Raw genomic sequence first — 17,365 nt, 5'->3', positions numbered from 1 at the left:
CGCACCGTGCGCCGTGCCCTGGGCGCCCGCGGCGTCAGCCGACCAGTGCGGCGAGGGTGGCGTCGAGGTCGGTCGGCTTGGGCTGGTTATGGGGGAGTTTGGCGAGGACCTTTGCCATGCCGCACGTGTCGGTGACGGCGGAGAAGACCAGGCCGCCGGCCACCCCCGCGGACAGCCAGCGGGCAGCAGGTAGGCGTCGTCCGGTGAGCAGACCGGCCAGGATGAGGGAGCCTGCGGCGAGGCGGACCTGGCGTTCCATCGCCCAGGCGGTACGGGTGCCGGCGGGGCGGTGGATGTCGTGGCCGAGCTGCATCCAGGCGGTGGTACCGCCACTCAAGTCGGCGGCGGCGATGCCGTGCTCGGCCAGGCGCTCCCGGGCCTGGGCTGAGCGTGCACCTGAGGCGCACACGACGAGGAGGCCGCTGCGGTCGGCGGCGATCTTCAGGGCGGGCAGGGCCACGTCCAGGCGGTCCAGAGGGACGTTGTGGGCGCCGGGCAGGTGGCCGGAGGCGTATTCACCGGGAGTGCGTACGTCGATGACGGTCAGGTCGGCGAGGCGGGCGTGGGCCTGGTCGGCGGTGAGGGAAGTGGTGTGTGCCACGGAGGATTTTCCTTTGTTCTTCATGGGTTACCTCTCCGATAGGATACCCAAGGGGGTATTCCGTGAAGGAGTGTGGGCTGTGGATTTGGCGATGGCGGCCGATGAACTGAAGACGGTGGTCAACCGGCTGCGCCGGGCACAGGGCCAGATCGCCGGTGTGATCAAGATGATCGAGGAGGGGCGGGACTGCGAGGACGTGGTCACGCAGCTTGCGGCCGCCTCGCGGGCCTTGGACAAGGCGGGTTTCGCGATCATCGCCACTGGTCTGCAGCGCTGTCTGACCGATGAGGACATGGCCGCGCCGGAGGACCGGGAGCACATGCGCGCCCGTCTGGAAAAGCTGTTTCTGTCGCTGGCCTGAGCAGCAGGTGTCACCGGCCGAACTCCTGGGCTCGGACAAGGGCGTCGATGAGCATGAAGGCGGCGACGGCCATCAGCAGGACGGCGAAGGCACGTTGCAACAGGGTGCCGGTGACTTTGGCGGCCAGGCGCTTGCCGTCCCAGGCACCAAGGATCGCGGCCCCGGTGAAGGGCGCGATCACCGCCCAGTCGACGCCGGATGCGGTGGCGCCACGGGTGGCGAGCGAGGCCAGGGAGTTCGCCGAGATGACCAGCAGGCTGGTGCCGACGGCGGCCTGTATCTCGAATGTCAGCACCGCGACCAGGGCAGGCACGGCGAGGAAGCCTCCGCCGACCCCGAGCAGTCCGGTCAGCGCCCCCAGCCCCGCGCCCACCCCCGCAGCCTTCACCGGTCGCACCGCCGTCTGGCCGGTGCTCGTCCGGCCGGGGCGCAGCATGCGCACAGCAGCGAGAGCGGCGATGGCGGCGAACGCGGCGGTCAGGACCGGCTGCGGCAGGCGACCGGCGGCAGCGCCGGCCGCAGCGGCGGGCAGGAGCCCGGCCGCGGCGAACAGGACGCCGGCCCGCCAGTGCACGGTGCCGGTGCGGGCATGGGCATACAGGGCGGTGAGCGAGGTGGCGGTGACGATGATCAGGCTCGCAGTGGTGGCAGCGGCGGGAGTGAAGCCGAGCAGGTAGATCAGCGCGGGCACCGCGAGGACGCTGCCTCCACCTCCGAGCGCGCCGAGCGCAAGCCCGACGACGGCACCCGCGGCCAACGCCAGAATCACCGCGCTCACGCTATGGGACCGTTGGTGCCGCGATCCAGAGTGACCGGCAGGCCCGCGCGGGCCCAGGCGGTCAGGCCTCCGGCGACGTCACTGGCCTCCACACCGCGAGCGGCGAGGATGCGGGTGACTGTGCGGGAGCGGTTTCCGGAGCGACAGATGATGACCGGCTTGCCTTGTGCAGCCTCGGGAAGAGCCGTCCCTGCTCTCAAGCTGCTCAGCGGCAGGTGCAGCGCACCGGGCGCGTGCCCGGCCTGCCACTTCGGCAACTCGCGGACATCGAGCAGGACCGCCTGCCCTTCGATGGTCTGCCGGTGGGCCTGTTGCGGGGTGAGGCGGGCGGGGCCATGGCGAAGTAGCGAGAACATCGTTTGATCACTCCGTGCAAGTCGTTCAGTCGGTGTCGTTGCGGCTGGTGAGGGTGAGGCCCGCCGTGATGGCGGCGTCGAAGCCGTCGTCGACTGCGACCACATCGCGGTCGGCGGCATCCAGCAGGGACGCGGCGATCGCGGCGCGCATCCCTCCGGCGCAGTGCACCCACACCATTCCGTCCGGCACCTCGCCGACGCGGCCGGGCAGCTCGTGGACGGGAATGTGGATCGAGCCGGCGACGAACCCGCCCGCACGCTCGGCATCGCGCCGTACGTCCAGCACCACCACCTGCTCGCCGCGCTCGCGCACCGCCCTGAGGTCGGCGAAGCGCGCACGTGGGAAGGAGGCGAGCACCTCGCCTGGGCGGATCCAGTCGGTGGGATCGCCGGTGGCGGCGGAGGCGGGGCGGTCGATGCCGACCCGGGCCAGCTCCCGTTGTGCGTCGGCGACCTGCTCGGACGTGTCGGCCAGCAAGGTGACCGGCTTGCCCCACGGCATCAGCCAGGCCAGGTAGGTGGCGAGCTTGCCGTCGCCCTCGAAGTTGAAAGCTCCGGCCACATGTCCCCGGGCGAAGGCGACCCGGCTGCGCAGGTCCACCACCCACTCTCCCGCGGCTAGCCGGGCAGCGATCTCCTCGCCGTCCGCAGGCGCAGGCGGGGTGAGGTCGACCGGCGCGGGGCCGCCGGCGTTGGTGGGTCCCATGTGCGCGTAGTAGGCGGGCACGTCGTCCAGTGAGGCGAGCAACTCGGCGACGAAGGTGTCCACGTTCCGGGTCAGGGCGTTGTTGGCCCGGCGCTCCCGGCCGATGGTGGTCGCGCCTCCCTCCGCCTGGGCGGAGGAGCAGAAACTTCCGAACCCGTGGGTGGGCAGCACCGGTACCTCGTCGTCCAGTTCGTCAGCCAGACGGTGGGCGGAAGCGTGCTGGGCGCGGGCCAGCTGCTCTGTCAGTCGCGGCTCGACCAGGTCCGGTCGGCCCACGGTGCCGATCAGCAAGGATCCGCCGGTGAACGCCGCCACCGCTCGGCCGTCCTCCTCCAACACGTAGGAGGTGTGGTGCGGGGTGTGCCCGGGGGTGGTGATCGCGCGCAGCACCAGGCGCTCGTCCACCGTGAACGTGTCTCCGTCGGCGACCGGGGTGCGGGCGAAGGCGACCGACGCCCCCGCCGGCACCAGGTACCGGGCCCCGGTCACGCGGGCCAGTTCCAGACCACCCGTGACGTAGTCGTTGTGCAGGTGGGTCTCGGCCACGAGCGCGATCTGCACCCCGCGTCGCGCGGCCGCGGCGATGACCTGCTCGATGTCGCGGGGCGGGTCCACCACCAGTGCGGTCCGCATTCCGCCGGACAGGTAGCTGCGGTTGCCCAGACCCTCGAATTCCATGGTGTCGACGAAGAACACGACTACGACTCCTATTGAGCGAGCGATGTACCCCCCGGGGTATCTGTCCTTCACCTTAGCAGGGGTACCCCCGGGGGTATCTTGAGGAGTGGAGCGCCCCAGTGGATGGCGGTCCGACCAGGTTTGGTCACGTAGGGGGTAGAAGGGCGGTTGTTCCACGTCAGGCCGGGATGTTCGTGCCCTGCGACCGCGCTGTCCGCCGCGACGTGGAAGACCGCGCCACCAGCACCATGACATCGGCGCGGCCGTCGGCACCTTGGTGTGCACTGCACCCCGACGATGTGCGTCGAGTGGCAGCAATACCCCGCCCCGGTATATTGAGGCTCGGCCCTACTCGAACGAACCAGGTGCACAAGCCATGACGACAGCCCTACACCGGCGGAGCGAATCCCCGGGCAGCGCCACGCGCTGGACTCGGGCTGTGATCATTGCGCTGGTCGCTGCGTTCGCCGTCCTCGTTCACCACGACGCGGCCTCTCCCACAACCGGGAGCCCCCCACCCGCGATGAGCGGGATGCGGGGGATGGATCACACGTCGACAGGTATGACGTCGGTGAGCACGGCCATGGACGGCGAAGCCCTTGGGGCCGCCGCACTACCCATGGACGGCGAAACCCTTCGGTTCGCCGCACCACCCATGGACGGCGACCACAGCGCCTGCTCGGTCCTGCTCACGGGGCACTGCTCCGCCGCGAGCATCAACACGTTGCAGCTCGAGCCCCCTACTGCCGCACCCTTCACCGCCCCTACGGACGCCCTGTACGGCGTCTTCGTCGGGCACGTGCCTCCGGGGACGGCACTTCGCGCCCCGCCCGATCTCTCTGTCCTCTCTCGCCTGCTGATCTAGGCCGCGATCCCGAGGCGCCCTCGCGCCCCATTCGGGAGTGAGGTGTGCCCGCATACGGCCTGACCGACGGCACATCGAACAGAGGACCACCACATGAACAGCATCAATCGCCGCTCCGTCCTGCTGGCCGGACTCGGCGCCGCAGGCGCGGGCGCGCTCGCCGCGTGCAGCAGCGGCTCCGGCAACTCCAGCGCCGAGCCTGGCCTGATCAACCCTCGCGGCCCGCAGGTCGCCACCGCGGACAAGCAGCGCAGGAGCACCGGCAAGGTGCATGAGACAACTTTGACCGCCGCGCTCGCGATGCTCGACCTCGGCGGCGGCGTCATGGCCAAGAGCTGGGCTTTCAGCGGCCGAGCCCCGGGCAGGGAGCTGCGACTGTCCGCCGGCGACACGCTAGTCGCCGAATTCTCCAACCAACTGCCGAACAGGACCGCCACGTCCATCCACTGGCACGGCGTCGCCCTGCGCGCCGACATGGACGGCGTGCCTCCGGTCACCCAGGCCGCTGTACGAGCCGGCACCAACTTCACCTACCGGTTCGTAGCCGACACCCCCGGGACCTACTTCTTCCACCCCCACGTCGGCGTCCAGCTCGACCGCGGTCTGTACGCACCCCTGATCGTGGAAGACCCCAGGGAGCCGCTCAGCTACGACGACGAGTGGGTCGTCGTCCTCGACGACTGGGTCGACGGCGTCACGGGGACGCCCGACGAGGTCTTCGCCGAGCTCAAGCAGGGCATGGGCGGCATGAGCGGAATGGGCATGGAGAGCTCCCACTCGTCCTCTCACGACATGGGCGACATGGGCGGGATGGACATGAGCGGAGGAAGCATGGACGGGATGAGTGCCTCGCCGTCCGCCTCCGGCGGCGGGATGCCGATGAAGTTCATGCTCATGCACTCCGACAGTGCGCTGCTGGGCGGGGACGCCGGGGACGTCAAGTACCCGTACCACCTGATCAACGGCCGTGTGCCGGCAGACCCGGACGTCTACACAGCAAAGCCCGGCGCACAGATCCGGCTTCGCATCGTCAACGCCGGCGGCGATACGGCGTATCGGGTCGCGCTCGGCGGCCACAAGATGACCATCACCCACACCGACGGGTACCCGGTCCGGCACCAGCAAGTCGACGCCGTGCTGGTCGGCATGGGGGAACGCTACGACGTCCTGGTCACTCTTGCCGACGGTGTCTTCCCCTTGGTCGCGCTGGCCGAAGGGAAGAACGTCTCCGGCATGGCGCTGGTCCGCACCGGATCCGGCAGCGCACCGAAGCCCACCGTCCGACCGGCGGAACTGAACGGCATCATCATGAGCGCCTCGCAACTCAAGGCCGCTGACGATGTCCGGCTCTCCGCGAAGAAGGCCGACCGGGTCCACCGTATCGAGCTCTCAGGCGACATGGCCGCGTACGACTGGGCCGTCAACGGTGAGCGGTTCGACATGAACGACCCGACAGCAAACCCGGCCCTCGTCGAGGAAGGCCAGCGTGTCCGACTGGACTTCGTCAACGACACCACCATGTGGCACCCGATGCACCTGCACGGCCACACCTACCAACTCGGCACGGACGGCCCGCGCAAGGACACCACGATCGTGCTCCCGAAGAAGACGGTGTCCGTCTACTTCGACGCAGACAATCCCGGCCAGTGGATGCTGCACTGCCACAACGCGTATCACGGGGAGGCAGGGATGACGGCGCTGATGGCGTACCAGGCCTGAAATCGAGCGGACAGGTAGACCACCCTGCCTGTCGATCGCCAACTCCTTGGGCTGTGCCCGTCGCGGTCAGCAACTGATCCCGACGGGCACAGCCACGTGGAGCGACGCGGTAGATCCGCGGGTTGAGCGTTTGGCGTCACCCGGGTAGCGCCACTGGCCGGTGCGCGAGATACCCCGCCCGGTGGAGCCGCACCACCAGTCCCGCAGACGAGAGCCCGGTGACAGTGAGCGCGGCCCAGGGCAGCCAGCGCACGCCGGTGTCGAAGAGCGCTCCGACCGCGAGGTTGCCCAGCGAGATCGCGATGCCGGAGGCGGTGCTGTAGGCCCCGTAGTAGGTCGCGATGAGCCGGTCGCCGGAGAGGCGGACCAGGGTGTCCATCTCGAACGGGTAGAGCAGTGCCCCGCCCCACGCCAGCAGCGTCGCGCTGATCAAGAGCGCGACCATGCCCGCCGCCGCGCCGACGACTCCTTCAGGCAGGCCGGGTAGGAGCGGCAGGAACGCCGTCCCCATCAGGACCAGTCCGTACGCGATGGCCTGTGGTGCGGTCAGACTCCGCTTCGCCCACGCGGTCAACCTCAACTGTCCCGACAGCGCGGCCAGTGCGGAGACGGCGAACAATGCCCCCGTCACGAGCCCCGTCCGCTCGCCGAAGAGAGCACGGGCACGCAGAGGGAGAGCGAGGTACACCTGGAAGCCCAGTACATAGGAACCGGTCATGGCGGCGGCGAAGAGAAGGAAGGGCCGGTTGGCTGCGACGGTACGCCAGTCCGTGGCGACCGCCCGCCACGCCGGCTCGGCGCTCCGGCCGGACGGCGTGCGTGTGGGCAGGGCGCGGGCCTGGAGCAGGGCCAGCGCGCCGAAGATGAGCGCCGAGGCCGTGCACACCACGCCGAAATCCCAAGCGAGCAGGGCAAGTCCGGCAAGAGGTCCGATCAGAATGCCGGCCTGATAGAACACGTTGAAGGCGGCGAAAGCCTCGACCCGGCGCTCCTCGCCCGCATCGGCCGCCAGGTATGCGCGCACGGCCGGATTGAAAAGAGCTCCCGCCAACCCGGTCAGGGCAGAAGCCACGATCAGCGCAGGAAGCGTCTCCGCCACCGCAAGCAGCCCGAAGGCGACTGTCCGCAGAGTGCAGCCGGTCAGGATCATCGGCTTGCAGCCGTACCGGTCGGCGAGGGTTCCCCCGATGAGGAACATTCCCTGCTGGGAGAGGTTGCGCACGCCGAGCACCAAGCCGACCGTCCAGGCCGCGAGACCGAGACCGTGGGCGAGATGGTCGGCCAAGTAGGGCATGAGCATGTAGAAACCGAGATTGATGGCGAACTGGTTGACCATCAGCAGCCGTGCCGGTCGGTCGAAGGAGGCCCACCGGGCTCGCAGGCCGCTCACCGGACGACCACCTCAGTGCGCTGTGCGGGTGTTCGGCCGAGGGGGTCCCGGACCTTGCTGCAGCGGGTCCAGCCGGTCACCACGCATTCGAACGGCTCCGCGATCTCGTCGGGCTCCGACGGCTGTTCCTGACCGAGAAGCTGATGTTCGAGGCACCATGCGTCGTTATAGACGGTCTCGAGGTAGCGGTGTGGTCCGTCGGGGAAGACCGCGGCGATCCGAGTGCCAGATGGATAGGTACGCGCGGCCCATCCCGCTACGAGCGCGACGGCCCCGACGCTCCAGCCGCCTGATGCGTGGTGGCGGCGGGCCAACTGTCGGCAGGCCCACACTGCTTCGGCGGGCGCCACCCAGTGGACCTCGGCGAAGGCCGCGTAGTCCACATTGGACGGGTAGATGCTGGAGCCCAGGCCGCGCATCAACCTCGGTCCTGCGGGCTGTCCGAAGACGGTGGAACCCACCGAGTCCACGCCGATCAAGGTCAGGCCTGGGCAGGCCTCGCGAAGTGCGGCGGCGGTTCCGGCGGAGTGGCCCCCGGTGCCCACCGACGCCACCAGGACGTCGACGCTGCCGAGCTGAGCGATCAACTCGGTGGCCAGCGGCCGGTAGGCGGTGACGTTGTCAGGGTTGTGGTACTGGTCTGTGCAGTAGGCGCCCGGTGTGCCGGCCAGCAGTTCGGCGACGCGCTCGCGGCGGGCTTGCTGCCAGCCGCCGTCCGCGTGCGGGGCGCCGACCTGGTCGACGTGCGCGCCGAGGGTGGTCAGCAGCCGGATCATCGACGGCTCCATGCCAGGGTCGGTCACTACGGTGACCGGATGTCCGAACGTAAGCCCGGCCAACGCGAGCCCCAAGCCGAGGGTGCCGCTGGAGGACTCTACGATCGGTGTGCCTGGTTCGAGGTCCCCGCGACGCCGGGCCTCACTGATCATGTGCAGACCCGGTCGGTCCTTGATGCCGCCGGGGTTGGCGCCTTCGAGCTTGGCGTAGAAGCCGCGGCCGGGCGGGGCGAATGGTTCGTCGATCCACAGGACCGGTGTGCTGCCCACCAGCTGTGAAGGTCTGTGGGCAACCAGAGGGAGCGAGGTGTGTCGGGCGTCGGATTCAAGCAGGGGGAGGTTCATGTGTGCACGGCTCCTTCGCACCCCGTATCGGTGAGCGGGGTGCGTGCAAATGGCGGATCGTGGGCGCGTGGGCACACCCCGGCCCTGGACCGGGTAAGGGGTGCGCGGGCAGCGCCTACTGCCGCCGGATGCAATGGAGCGCGAGTGTGCAACCGCCTTGTACAGGCGCGGAAGCATGCGTCAGGTCGCGCCATGCGCCGCGTACGTCGGTCACTCTCGTCGCCGGGGACGTGGCCGTTGATCCGCTTTCGTGATCGGGTTCGGCAGCCGTGTCCCGAGAGGCTGTTCTGGGCCGATCGGCGGCGTGATCGATGTGCGCTTCGTACTTGTGGTCGTGCCCGGGAGGCGCGGGGGACCTGTCCTCGACGGCGCCATGCTCGGAGATGACCGCAACGGCACTCATATGGGGGCCGGCGAAAGAGCCGCCGTGCACGGCACCTGAGAGGTGAGCGGTGATCAGCACGAGGAGGCCGAGCACCAAGCCGATCCGGCCGGAGCGCCCAGCAACCTTGATCCAATGCGTGATCACATGCGCACCGTATTCGATCGGATGCGCTGCGCCGCGCAATTGAGTGCTCGAGCCTCCATCAACGCGCCGAGTGGACGACATCACCCGAGGTACGCGACGCAGCAGAGCGACCGACGGATCGCATGCCCCCTCGCTGTCGCGCAGCGGTCCCGACGCCTACGGGTTCCATCTTCTGCCGGTGACGACAGTTGGACCCTTCGCAGCCGCGGTTCAGCCGGTGTCGCTGCTGGTCGTTCCATCTCGGGGTGCCGCGTGAGCGCCGGTGGGCGCGGAAAGCCGGGGGAGTCGTAGCCCCTCTCTGCCCCGTGGGCGCGGCGGTGTTTCCGGCCCGGGCCGTGACGGCGACGCGGATTCGTTCCAGAAGCCGGGCGGAAGCTGTCCTGGCGTTACCGGGAGCCGGGCGGGTCCCCAATTGTCGCGGGCAAGGTGGAATGTCGTGGTGAGTCCACCTCGGAACCGGCCGACGGCGTCATCGTCCGGTTCCGTCCTGCGCGTTCCGTCATCTTCGGCCGGGTCGCTGCGGCATGCTGGTGCGCGCGGACGTTGCCGTCCTGGCCCATGGCGTTGTACGCGTCGCGGGCAGCTGCAGCGCCTGGCCGGGCGCGACATCCTGACCGAGCCCGATGCGGGCCTGTTCGCCCTGCCATGGCCATGACCGTCCACTGTGACGCTTGGGCCACTCGCTACTTTCCACAGTTCAGGGCATGATCAGCATTTGAGGCATGCTATCGCGGCAGGCGCGGGTCAGGGGGTGCGCGTAGCCACCTTCGATCTCGGGCAGAACCGATCATTTCTCCGTTCTCCTGGGCGCCTGGGGCGAGGCGGTGAACCTCCGCCAGACCGGCGCATGGTGGTCGACGCCGAGGAAGTTCTGGAAGTCCCAGTAGACGCCTCCTTCAAGGCGGCCATACCCATCGCTCGGACGGACGGGGCTGTTGAGAGGGTCGTGCTCGTTCTCCCAGTCGATGTCCTCGTACCCGGGGTCGTCGATGCTGTACTGGCTCAGATAGCCCCGGGCATGCTCGATGTTCAGGTCCAGAGCGGGGAACTGGGCCAGTAGGAGGTCGGGGCGCCCCTGGCACGGAAGATCGCCGAAGAACGAGCCAATGATGCCGGTCTCCTGCTGGAACTGGTCGATCGCCGTGCCGTGGTGGAACAGCTCGCAGCCCCAGAAGTCGTCGTCGTAGATGAAGACCAGCAGCCCTGGGCAGTCGTAGGCGCGTGAAACGTGAAGCTGGGCGCGTCGGCGCAGATCCCACTCCCAACCCCGGGTCCATTTCAGCACGGTCCAGTCGCCGCGCCGCTCGTGCAGGGCGTAGGAATCGAGGTTGACGTCGTGGGCGTCCTCCAGTTTGAGCGTGTGCTCCTCGTGGTGCCAGAACTCCTCCAACGCGGCGTACACCTGCTCGTGGTCGACGCCGTAGAAGAGGTTGACGCGCGAGAATGTGCCCATGTGTGCCCCCGAGGCATGTGGTTGGCGCCGGCGGCCGGCGCTCTCGCCCGGCTGTGTCGCAGCCGCCCGGCTGGAGCTGGTGACCGGGCCGATGGCGATGTCGGCCGATGCTGTGGATGCCGAGACCCGCTGCGCACTCATGAACCGCACAAACGCGCCTGCGGAGAACGCTCAGATAACAGCGCAGTTACTCACCCCGCGGCAGCGAAACGGACTGTGGACGATCACGTAATTCCCCAGGGCTGCGGTCACGTAGTTCCTCCAGGCTGCCATCCCGTCGTTCCGGAGGGGTGTCCGGGGCCAGCATGCCTTACCGCCCTGAGCGGAGGCCACGCGAATTCACATGACAGTTGCGAGCCAGCTCCGCGATCACGGGCCGATGACCACGAGACCGGACCTTCTCAGTCTGAGCATCGCGTCCCCTCCACCCGACGAGGGCAGCGTGGAGGTCCGCCCGATCGTCAATGGCCGGGATCGTCTGGCCGAGGTCCGCATTCGCCTTGCGATGGATGGCTACTACCCCGTCGGCAGAAGGGTCGACTTCTCTCCGCGCTCGCCCAAAGCCGGCCTGAACTCAGTGGTTCACACCACGCACCGTCAGAACTTTCTGATTCCATCGCGAAGCCGCCCTTCCCACTCGCGGAGTTTCTCACCCGACCGGAAGGCATGGTGTCCTCGCCCAGCCGGGCCACCACGGTTGCCCGGTGACGCGGTCGGCGCTGCACGGAAGGTCAGGTGCAGCGCAGCAGGATCATGAACCCGTAGTCCATGTGGAGCTGCTGGTGGCAGTGGAACAGCGACAGGCCTGGTTGGTCGGCAGTGAAGTCGAAGTCGAGGGTCTGGTATCCGCCGAGCATGACGACGTCCTTGCGCAGGCCGTGGGTGGGAGTGCCGGCGATGTGGCTGACCTCGAAGGTGTGGCGGTGCAGATGGAGGGGGTGGATGTCGTCGGTGGCATTGCGGAATCGCAGCCGGTACCGCTTGCCGTGGACGACATCCATCACCGGCTCGTTGACGCTCATGTCGAAGGGAGCGCCGTTGAGAGACCAGATGTTGAATCCCTTGTCGGCTGCGTTCTTCTTCTCCACCAGCAGGTCGATCGGGTGGTCGGGCTGTTGTGCGGGAGCGCCGGGGTGGGCGAAGGTGCGGTAGTCCCAGGTGAATTTCGGTGGTGCGATCCATTTCGGCATTCCGCTGTGTCCGGCGTACTCCACCACGGTGCCCATGCCGGCGTTGCGGTCGTCGTCGGACAGGTCTCCCAGCACCCACACGCCGGGATGGTTCATCTCCACTACGGCTGAGACACGTTCGGCGGTGCCGATCCACAGCACCGGTACCTTGACCTGGCGTGGTACCGGGTTGCCGTCGAGTGCAATCACTTTGAAGCTGTGGCCCGGTAGGGCAAGGCTGCGGATTTCTGTGGCGCTGGCATTGAGGACATGAAACACCACGCGTTGCCCGGCCTTGACTTTGATCGGCTCGCCGTGGCCCAGTTTGCGGCCGTTGATGCTGAAGGCCCGGTAGCCGACTTCGTAGCCGTGCGGCATCCCCCCGGCCAGCGAGTCGGCCATCGCCTTCTCGCCCTGGGTCTTCAAGTCCTCGACGGGGGAGCCGGCCAGGAAGTTCTGGGCCATGTCCCCGCCGTGGCTGAGAGAGGGTTCGAACTCCTTGAGCGTCAGGAACACTTCCTGGTCGTAGTCGCCGGGCTCGTCCTTCGGCTCGATGTACACCGGGCCGACCTGCCCTGTGTACGTGCTCCGGGTCAGGTCACCGTGTGCGGCCACATGGGTGTGATAGAAGCGGAAGCCGGCCGGTGCGGGGGTGAAGGACAGACGGCGCATCCCGTGTGCGGGGATGAAGGGGGTGCCGTCCTCGGAAGCGCCGTCCACGTCCGCGGGAACGAATTGGCCGTGCCAGTGCAACAGCTCGGGGACGCCCGTGTCGTTGTGGACATCGACGATGACCGGGTGGCCTTCTTTGAACCGCAGAAGCGGGCCGGGGAACTGCCCGTTGTACGTCGTGGTGGAGATGATCGTGTCCGGCGCGAGTTCGACGCGACTTTTTGCGATGCGCACCGTGTAGTCAGCTTCTCCTTCGGGAGCGGCCGCGCCGGTGGGATCCAAGGAGTCGCAAGCGGCAAGTGCTGGGGCACCTGCCCCGGCGAGGAGGGAAGCGCCACCCAGCTTGAAGGCGTCACGACGAGTGATGGACACAGCTCTGCTCCTTCCCCCGTTCCTACGGATCGGGTCTGCAATATGTGTGCAGATCGGGCCATGTGCTCCCAATTCGGTACAGCAGAAGAAGGTAGCCGTGCAACGGTCGGGATGCCGTGGGGACGCGCCCTGGCTGACGCCACGTAAACTCGAAGGCCGATATCGGCTTCGTCACTGCAGGAGCGGTGGCGTGGAGGTGGACGGTGCGTGAATTCCAGCGAGGAGCAGTGCGTTTGCACATCCTGCACCATGCTGCCGAAGGAGAGATCCATGGCGCGTGGATGACGGAGGAGCTGGCGCACCATGGCTACCAGATCAGTCCGGGCACCCTGTATCCGACGCTGCATCGGTTGGAGGCCGACGGGCTGCTCATCTCCGAACAGCGCATTGTCGACGGCCGCACCCGACGCGTCTACACCGCCACCGAAGCCGGCCGCCAGGCACTGGCCGAGGACCGCAGGGCACTGGCCGAACTGGCACGCGAGGTGCTGGGCAACGACACGTCCCCCAGGACGGACTGACAGCCGCATCGACCGATGTCCGCCGGTGGCAAACTCGTCGAGTCGTTCACGCCCGTGGACCTAGGTACCGCCCGAGGCCGGGTAGCGGGCCGCGAGCCGTGCCGACGATGTCGCATTGCAGTACGCCACCGCGAGACCGAGCAGAAGCCCGGAGCCGGCCGCGTGCGCGGCGGGAGCAGGCACGGCGAAGATCCCCGCCCCGATCATCGCTCCCAGCCCGATCAGCACGGCATCCGGCACGCCCAGCCGCCCCTCCAGTTCGCCCGGGACGGAGGCCGCCTCCGATGGTCTGCTCGTCATGCGCTCACCATGGATGATCGGAACTCCGTGTCATCCTTCGGTGGCCGATATCGGGTAGCGATATGGACCGTCGTTGGGCCCTGACAGGACCTACTCGGCGCATCGGCTGCCGAGAGGCGGGCAGGACCGTCCACCACCACTTGCCTTTCGGCTAGTGCCTACGCGGCTTCACCCACCGGAAGCCACGACCGGCATCGGTGGTCCGACCTGGGATCGCGGTCATATGGCGACGACGAGAATTCGGGTCGGTTCAGCGGATGGACGAGGCTTGTGCCCTGTGTCGGGCAATGCGCTTCGCAGCAAACTCCGTTCCTGCCACGAACCTCATCATCGGCCCGAACACGGGGGCGGCGAGTGAACCGGTGAAGTAGAGGCCCGGGACCGACGACTCGAACGAAGCGGACAGGCGGGGTGCCTTCGATCCCGGCACACGGGCGATGGCACCGCGCATTCCAGGTGACAAGAAGAGCAGAGCGTTCAGATCGAGCCGGTATCCGGTGGCCGCGAGTACATGGTCGACGGTGAGTGTGTCGGAACCGCCGGGTCCGTCGATGTCCAGGCGCACCCGGGACCCGGACGCCTCGGCGTGGGTGACGCGGCTCGAAGTGCGTACGGCGACGACGCCCTCGACGCGGTCGCGCAGCCACCACCCCCCGGACGGTCCCAAAGCGCGGCGGAACAGCAGCATGCGAGCAGCCGCCGGAAGGTGTCGCACCCCTTCCGGGGCCTTGCAGACCGCGGCCAGCATCCAGCCCGTGCCCAGGGGCGAGGCGGGCCTGGCCAAGCGCCGCGTCCAGGGCCGTGCCGGATCCGGCTTCATCCCCCACAGCACCCGCGGTTCCCGGACCAGCACCCGCACCTCGGCGCCGGCCTCGTGCAGCAGTGCGGCGCTTTCCAGCGCCGACTGGCCGCCACCTACGACGGCGACGCTGCGGCCGCTGTACGGCGACAGATCTGTGTGGTGACTGGTATGCGACACCAGGGGGCCCACGCCCGGCTTGTCGTGAGCAACTCGCCGCAGTTCCTCCGGAATGGATGCGAGGCCGTTCAGCCCAGTGGCCACCACCACGGCAGCGGCGGGCAGCTCCCGACCGTTGTCAAGCCGGACGAGGAAGCCGTGGCTCGGCCGCGGAGCGCGGTCGACGGCCACGACCCTGGCCGGGTCGACCTCGCCGACGTAGCGCTCCTGAAACCACATTCCGTACCGGACGAAGACGTCGCACGGGATCGGTGTCAGCTCGGTCAACTCCTCCTCACCATGTACTCGGCGGAAGTCCGCCAGCCGGCCGCCCGGCCTCGGCGCGGACAGATCGGTTGCGGCCGGCGTCGACTTCAAGAACATCCCAGTCGCCATCGCGTGCCGCCAACTGCCCATCACCTCACCGAAAATGCGGACCGGCACCCCTGCCCCCCGAAGATGAGCGGCCACTGACAGCCCGTACGGACCGGCGCCGATCACAACGACCGGAAGTCCCGCGTGCCCGGTGAACTGCTCGTCATGGGCAGGGCGTTGCCCCGGAAGCGACTGCGTCATGAATCCCCCCACCAGCACCACACCACCTTCCCCAAGGCAGCGCGAACCCAGGGATGGCGCGTCGGCGCAGCGGCCGAGGCATCCGTCCCCCCTCCAAGACCTCAGTGTGGGTCATCCGTCGGTATCGGGTGGCGATATCGCCATACGTTGTCCAAAACCTGGTCGAACTGTGGAGCGCAGGGCGCCGCGTCGAACTCCCCGCGGCGCACAGTGACCGTGCACCGGGGCTCCGCCTGCGTGGAGACCTTGCGGCGGCTCACTGCACCGCCCGTTTCCACGCTGTCTCGCGCAGCAGCCGCAGTCCGTTGAGGCCGACGATGACGGTGGATCCTTCGTGGCCGGCCACACCGAGAGGCAGCGGCAGGGTGCCGATCAGATCCCAGGCGACCAGACCGGCGATGAAGACACCCGCGATGATCAGGTTCTGCACGACCAGCCTGCGGGCTCGCCGGGACAGTGCGATCACGGCGGGGACCGTAAGCAACTCATCGCGGACGATCACCGCATCGGCGGTCTCCAGCGCGAGGTCGGATCCCGCCCGGCCCATGGCGACGCCGGTGTGGGCGGCCGCCAGGGCAGGGGCGTCGTTGACGCCGTCGCCGAGCACCATCACCCTACGGCCCGCATGCTCCAGTTGCTTGACCGCGTCGACCTTGTGCTGTGGCAGCAGTCCTGCCCGTACGTCGTCGATACCGACCTCGTCGGCCAGACGGGTGGCTGCGCGCGCGTTGTCGCCGGTCAGCAGCATGGGCGCCGTGCCGGTCAGGGAGGCCAGGGAGGCCACGGTCGCGGTGGCGTCGGGGCGCAGCCGGTCGGCGATGGCGAGCAGTCCCATGGGGGTGCCGTCCACGATGACCAGGACAGCGGTCCTGCCGCTGTCCTCCAGTTCGCGCGCGGCGATGGCCGCCCGGACGGAGCGTGCGTCCGAAGACCGCTCCAGTAGCCGTGCCGGCGCGCCGACCACGATCGCTCGCCCGTCGAGGGACGCGCTCACCCCGACGCCGGGTGTGGAGTCGAAGTCGCCCGTCACAGGGAGGTCGAGTCCTCGCTCGCGGGCTGCGTCCACGACAGCGCGGGCCAGTGGGTGCTCGCTAGGGTGCTCGGCCGCTGCGGCGAGGGTGAGCAGTTCATCCTCGTTCAGCCCGGACCCGGCGAGCGGTCGGATGTCGGTCACCCGTGGCGTGCCTTCGGTCAGCGTTCCGGTCTTGTCGAGCGCGACCGCGTCGACCTGTCCGAGCCGTTCCATGACCACCGCTGACTTCACCAGCACGCCGTGGCGCCCGGCGTTGGCGATCGCCGACAGCAGGGGCGGCATGGTGGCCAGGACCACCGCACACGGCGAGGCCACGATCATGAACGTCATGGCGCGCAGCAGCGAGTGGGTGAGGTCCGTGCCGATGGCGAGCGGGATGAGGAAGACGGCGAGAGTTGCCGCGACCATGCCCAGCGAGTAGCGCTGTTCGACTTTCTCGATGAACAGTTGAGTGGGCGCCTTGGTCTCGGACGCCTCCTGCACCATCCGGACGATTCGGGCGATCACGGTGTCGGAGGCGTCCCGCTCGACTCGTACGCGCAGGGCGCCGGTGCCGTTGAGGGTGCCGGCGAATACCTCGTCGCCCGCTTCCTTGGTGACGGGCAGCGGCTCACCGGTGATGGTCGCCTGGTCGACGTCGCTTGCCCCGTCCAGGACACGGCCGTCGGCGCCGACCCGCTCACCGGGCCTTACAACGATGATGTCCCCGACCTCGAGTTCTTCGACGGGGACGATCACTTCGCTTCCATCGGTGTCGAAGCGGGTGGCCTTGGCCGGTGCCAGGTCCAGCAGGCCGCGCACGGAATCAGCCGTCCGGGCGGTGGCAAGCGCCTCCAGCGCGCCCGACGTGGCGAAGATGACGATCAGCAACGCGCCATCCATCACCTGACCGATCGCCGCCGCCCCCAGCGCGGCCACGATCATCAGCAGGTCGACGTCAAGGGTCTTCTTCTTGAGCGCCTGCAGGCCCGCCCATCCCGGCTCCCAGCCTCCGGTCGCGTACGCCAGTGCGTACAGGGGTCCCCACGCCCACGCAGGGTCACCGGTCAGCTGCAGCGGGAGCGCGAGCAGGAAAAGGACGGTGGCCGCGGCGGCCCAGCGTGCCTCGGGCAGGGCGAAGACCCGGGTACGGCGCTGGGGTGCACCGCCATCGCGCGGGGCCACGGCCCGCTCTGTGGAAGGTGCGGTCAGGGTGGAGGGCATGGGA

The 17,365-nt window shown here is 68.6% G+C and carries 14 protein-coding genes and 1 pseudogene; 4 read left to right on the top strand and 11 right to left on the bottom strand.

Annotated elements, in window-relative coordinates:
- Positions 1 to 34: 34 nt before the first annotated feature.
- Positions 35 to 601, bottom strand: coding sequence for a rhodanese-like domain-containing protein (locus ADL25_RS38550; RefSeq protein WP_059132572.1), 567 nt, complete (start codon positions 599 to 601; stop codon positions 35 to 37).
- Positions 602 to 680: 79 nt separating this feature from the next.
- Here ADL25_RS38550 and ADL25_RS38545 point away from each other — a divergent pair, with 79 nt between their 5' ends.
- A complete protein-coding gene (locus tag ADL25_RS38545; RefSeq protein WP_059132571.1) occupies positions 681 to 962 on the top strand; it encodes a metal-sensitive transcriptional regulator in 282 nt (93 codons plus the stop codon).
- 10 nt (positions 963 to 972) lie between these two features.
- On the opposite strand, the gene ADL25_RS38540 is transcribed toward ADL25_RS38545, so the two are convergent.
- From ADL25_RS38540 to ADL25_RS38530, 3 genes are read right to left on the bottom strand one after another with little or no spacing between them, the layout of a single operon-like run.
- Positions 973 to 1,740 (bottom strand): sulfite exporter TauE/SafE family protein, encoded by a 768-nt coding sequence (locus ADL25_RS38540; protein WP_059132570.1) that lies wholly within the window; start codon positions 1,738 to 1,740, stop codon positions 973 to 975.
- Positions 1,737 to 2,096 carry a rhodanese-like domain-containing protein gene (locus ADL25_RS38535; protein ID WP_059132569.1) on the bottom strand — a complete coding sequence of 120 codons (360 nt, stop codon included), beginning with the start codon at positions 2,094 to 2,096 and terminating at the stop codon, positions 1,737 to 1,739. Before ADL25_RS38535 ends, ADL25_RS38540 begins: the two co-directional genes overlap by 4 nt.
- Before the next feature lie 25 nt (positions 2,097 to 2,121).
- Positions 2,122 to 3,498, bottom strand: coding sequence for an MBL fold metallo-hydrolase (locus ADL25_RS38530; RefSeq protein WP_059132568.1), 1,377 nt, complete (start codon positions 3,496 to 3,498; stop codon positions 2,122 to 2,124).
- 523 nt (positions 3,499 to 4,021) lie between these two features.
- Here ADL25_RS38530 and ADL25_RS38525 point away from each other — a divergent pair.
- Positions 4,022 to 4,345, top strand: coding sequence for a hypothetical protein (locus tag ADL25_RS38525; RefSeq protein WP_234381210.1), 324 nt, complete (start codon positions 4,022 to 4,024; stop codon positions 4,343 to 4,345).
- Between the two features lie 93 nt (positions 4,346 to 4,438).
- The gene (locus ADL25_RS38520) at positions 4,439 to 6,064 is read left to right on the top strand and encodes a multicopper oxidase family protein (RefSeq protein ID WP_059132566.1); all 1,626 of its coding nucleotides are present in this window, start codon (positions 4,439 to 4,441) and stop codon (positions 6,062 to 6,064) included.
- A 136-nt stretch (positions 6,065 to 6,200) separates the two neighbouring features.
- Here ADL25_RS38520 and ADL25_RS38515 read toward each other — a convergent pair whose 3' ends face one another.
- The 4 genes from ADL25_RS38515 to ADL25_RS38500 form a co-directional block, all read right to left on the bottom strand.
- Positions 6,201 to 7,454 carry an MFS transporter gene (locus ADL25_RS38515; protein ID WP_402530061.1) on the bottom strand — a complete coding sequence of 418 codons (1,254 nt, stop codon included), beginning with the start codon at positions 7,452 to 7,454 and terminating at the stop codon, positions 6,201 to 6,203.
- The gene (locus ADL25_RS38510; protein WP_059132565.1) at positions 7,451 to 8,575 is read right to left on the bottom strand and encodes a PLP-dependent cysteine synthase family protein; all 1,125 of its coding nucleotides are present in this window, start codon (positions 8,573 to 8,575) and stop codon (positions 7,451 to 7,453) included. The genes ADL25_RS38515 and ADL25_RS38510 overlap by 4 nt, the downstream gene beginning before the upstream one ends.
- A gap of 1,316 nt (positions 8,576 to 9,891) precedes the next feature.
- Positions 9,892 to 10,557: a hypothetical protein gene (locus ADL25_RS38505; protein ID WP_059132564.1), complete on the bottom strand. Its 666-nt coding sequence runs from the start codon at positions 10,555 to 10,557 to the stop codon at positions 9,892 to 9,894.
- Between the two features lie 731 nt (positions 10,558 to 11,288).
- Complete coding sequence (locus tag ADL25_RS38500; protein ID WP_059132563.1) at positions 11,289 to 12,770, bottom strand: multicopper oxidase family protein; 1,482 nt, start codon at positions 12,768 to 12,770, stop codon at positions 11,289 to 11,291.
- Positions 12,771 to 12,973: 203 nt separating this feature from the next.
- Here ADL25_RS38500 and ADL25_RS38495 point away from each other — a divergent pair, with 203 nt between their 5' ends.
- Positions 12,974 to 13,291 carry a PadR family transcriptional regulator gene (locus ADL25_RS38495; protein WP_059132562.1) on the top strand — a complete coding sequence of 106 codons (318 nt, stop codon included), beginning with the start codon at positions 12,974 to 12,976 and terminating at the stop codon, positions 13,289 to 13,291.
- Positions 13,292 to 13,354: 63 nt separating this feature from the next.
- Here the strand turns inward: ADL25_RS38495 and ADL25_RS38490 are convergent.
- From ADL25_RS38490 to ADL25_RS38480, 3 genes and pseudogenes are all read right to left on the bottom strand, one after another.
- Positions 13,355 to 13,591: pseudogene (locus tag ADL25_RS38490) on the bottom strand (amino acid permease); the annotation flags it as partial.
- Positions 13,592 to 13,841: 250 nt separating this feature from the next.
- On the bottom strand, positions 13,842 to 15,125 hold the full coding sequence (locus ADL25_RS38485) for an FAD-dependent oxidoreductase (protein ID WP_079050895.1): 1,284 nt from the start codon (positions 15,123 to 15,125) through the stop codon (positions 13,842 to 13,844).
- A gap of 256 nt (positions 15,126 to 15,381) precedes the next feature.
- On the bottom strand, positions 15,382 to 17,361 hold the full coding sequence (locus tag ADL25_RS38480) for a heavy metal translocating P-type ATPase (RefSeq protein ID WP_059132560.1): 1,980 nt from the start codon (positions 17,359 to 17,361) through the stop codon (positions 15,382 to 15,384).
- Positions 17,362 to 17,365: the final 4 nt, after the last annotated feature.

This window comes from Streptomyces sp. NRRL F-5122, from assembly GCF_001507435.1.
GTDB classification, from domain to species: domain Bacteria; phylum Actinomycetota; class Actinomycetes; order Streptomycetales; family Streptomycetaceae; genus Streptomyces; species Streptomyces lannensis.
This window is presented reverse-complemented; position numbering and strand designations above follow the sequence as displayed.

Bases quoted from the DNA above. Each gene is read 5' to 3' on its own strand.
- ADL25_RS38535 (WP_059132569.1), bottom strand. From the start codon at position 2,096: ATGTTCTCGCTACTTCGCCATGGCCCCGCCCGCCTCACCCCGCAACAG.
- ADL25_RS38525 (WP_234381210.1), top strand. From the start codon at position 4,022: ATGGATCACACGTCGACAGGTATGACGTCGGTGAGCACGGCCATGGAC.
- ADL25_RS38520 (WP_059132566.1), top strand. From the start codon at position 4,439: ATGAACAGCATCAATCGCCGCTCCGTCCTGCTGGCCGGACTCGGCGCC.
- ADL25_RS38510 (WP_059132565.1), bottom strand. From the start codon at position 8,575: ATGAACCTCCCCCTGCTTGAATCCGACGCCCGACACACCTCGCTCCCT.
- ADL25_RS38505 (WP_059132564.1), bottom strand. From the start codon at position 10,557: ATGGGCACATTCTCGCGCGTCAACCTCTTCTACGGCGTCGACCACGAG.
- ADL25_RS38485 (WP_079050895.1), bottom strand. From the start codon at position 15,125: ATGACGCAGTCGCTTCCGGGGCAACGCCCTGCCCATGACGAGCAGTTC.
- ADL25_RS38480 (WP_059132560.1), bottom strand. From the start codon at position 17,361: ATGCCCTCCACCCTGACCGCACCTTCCACAGAGCGGGCCGTGGCCCCG.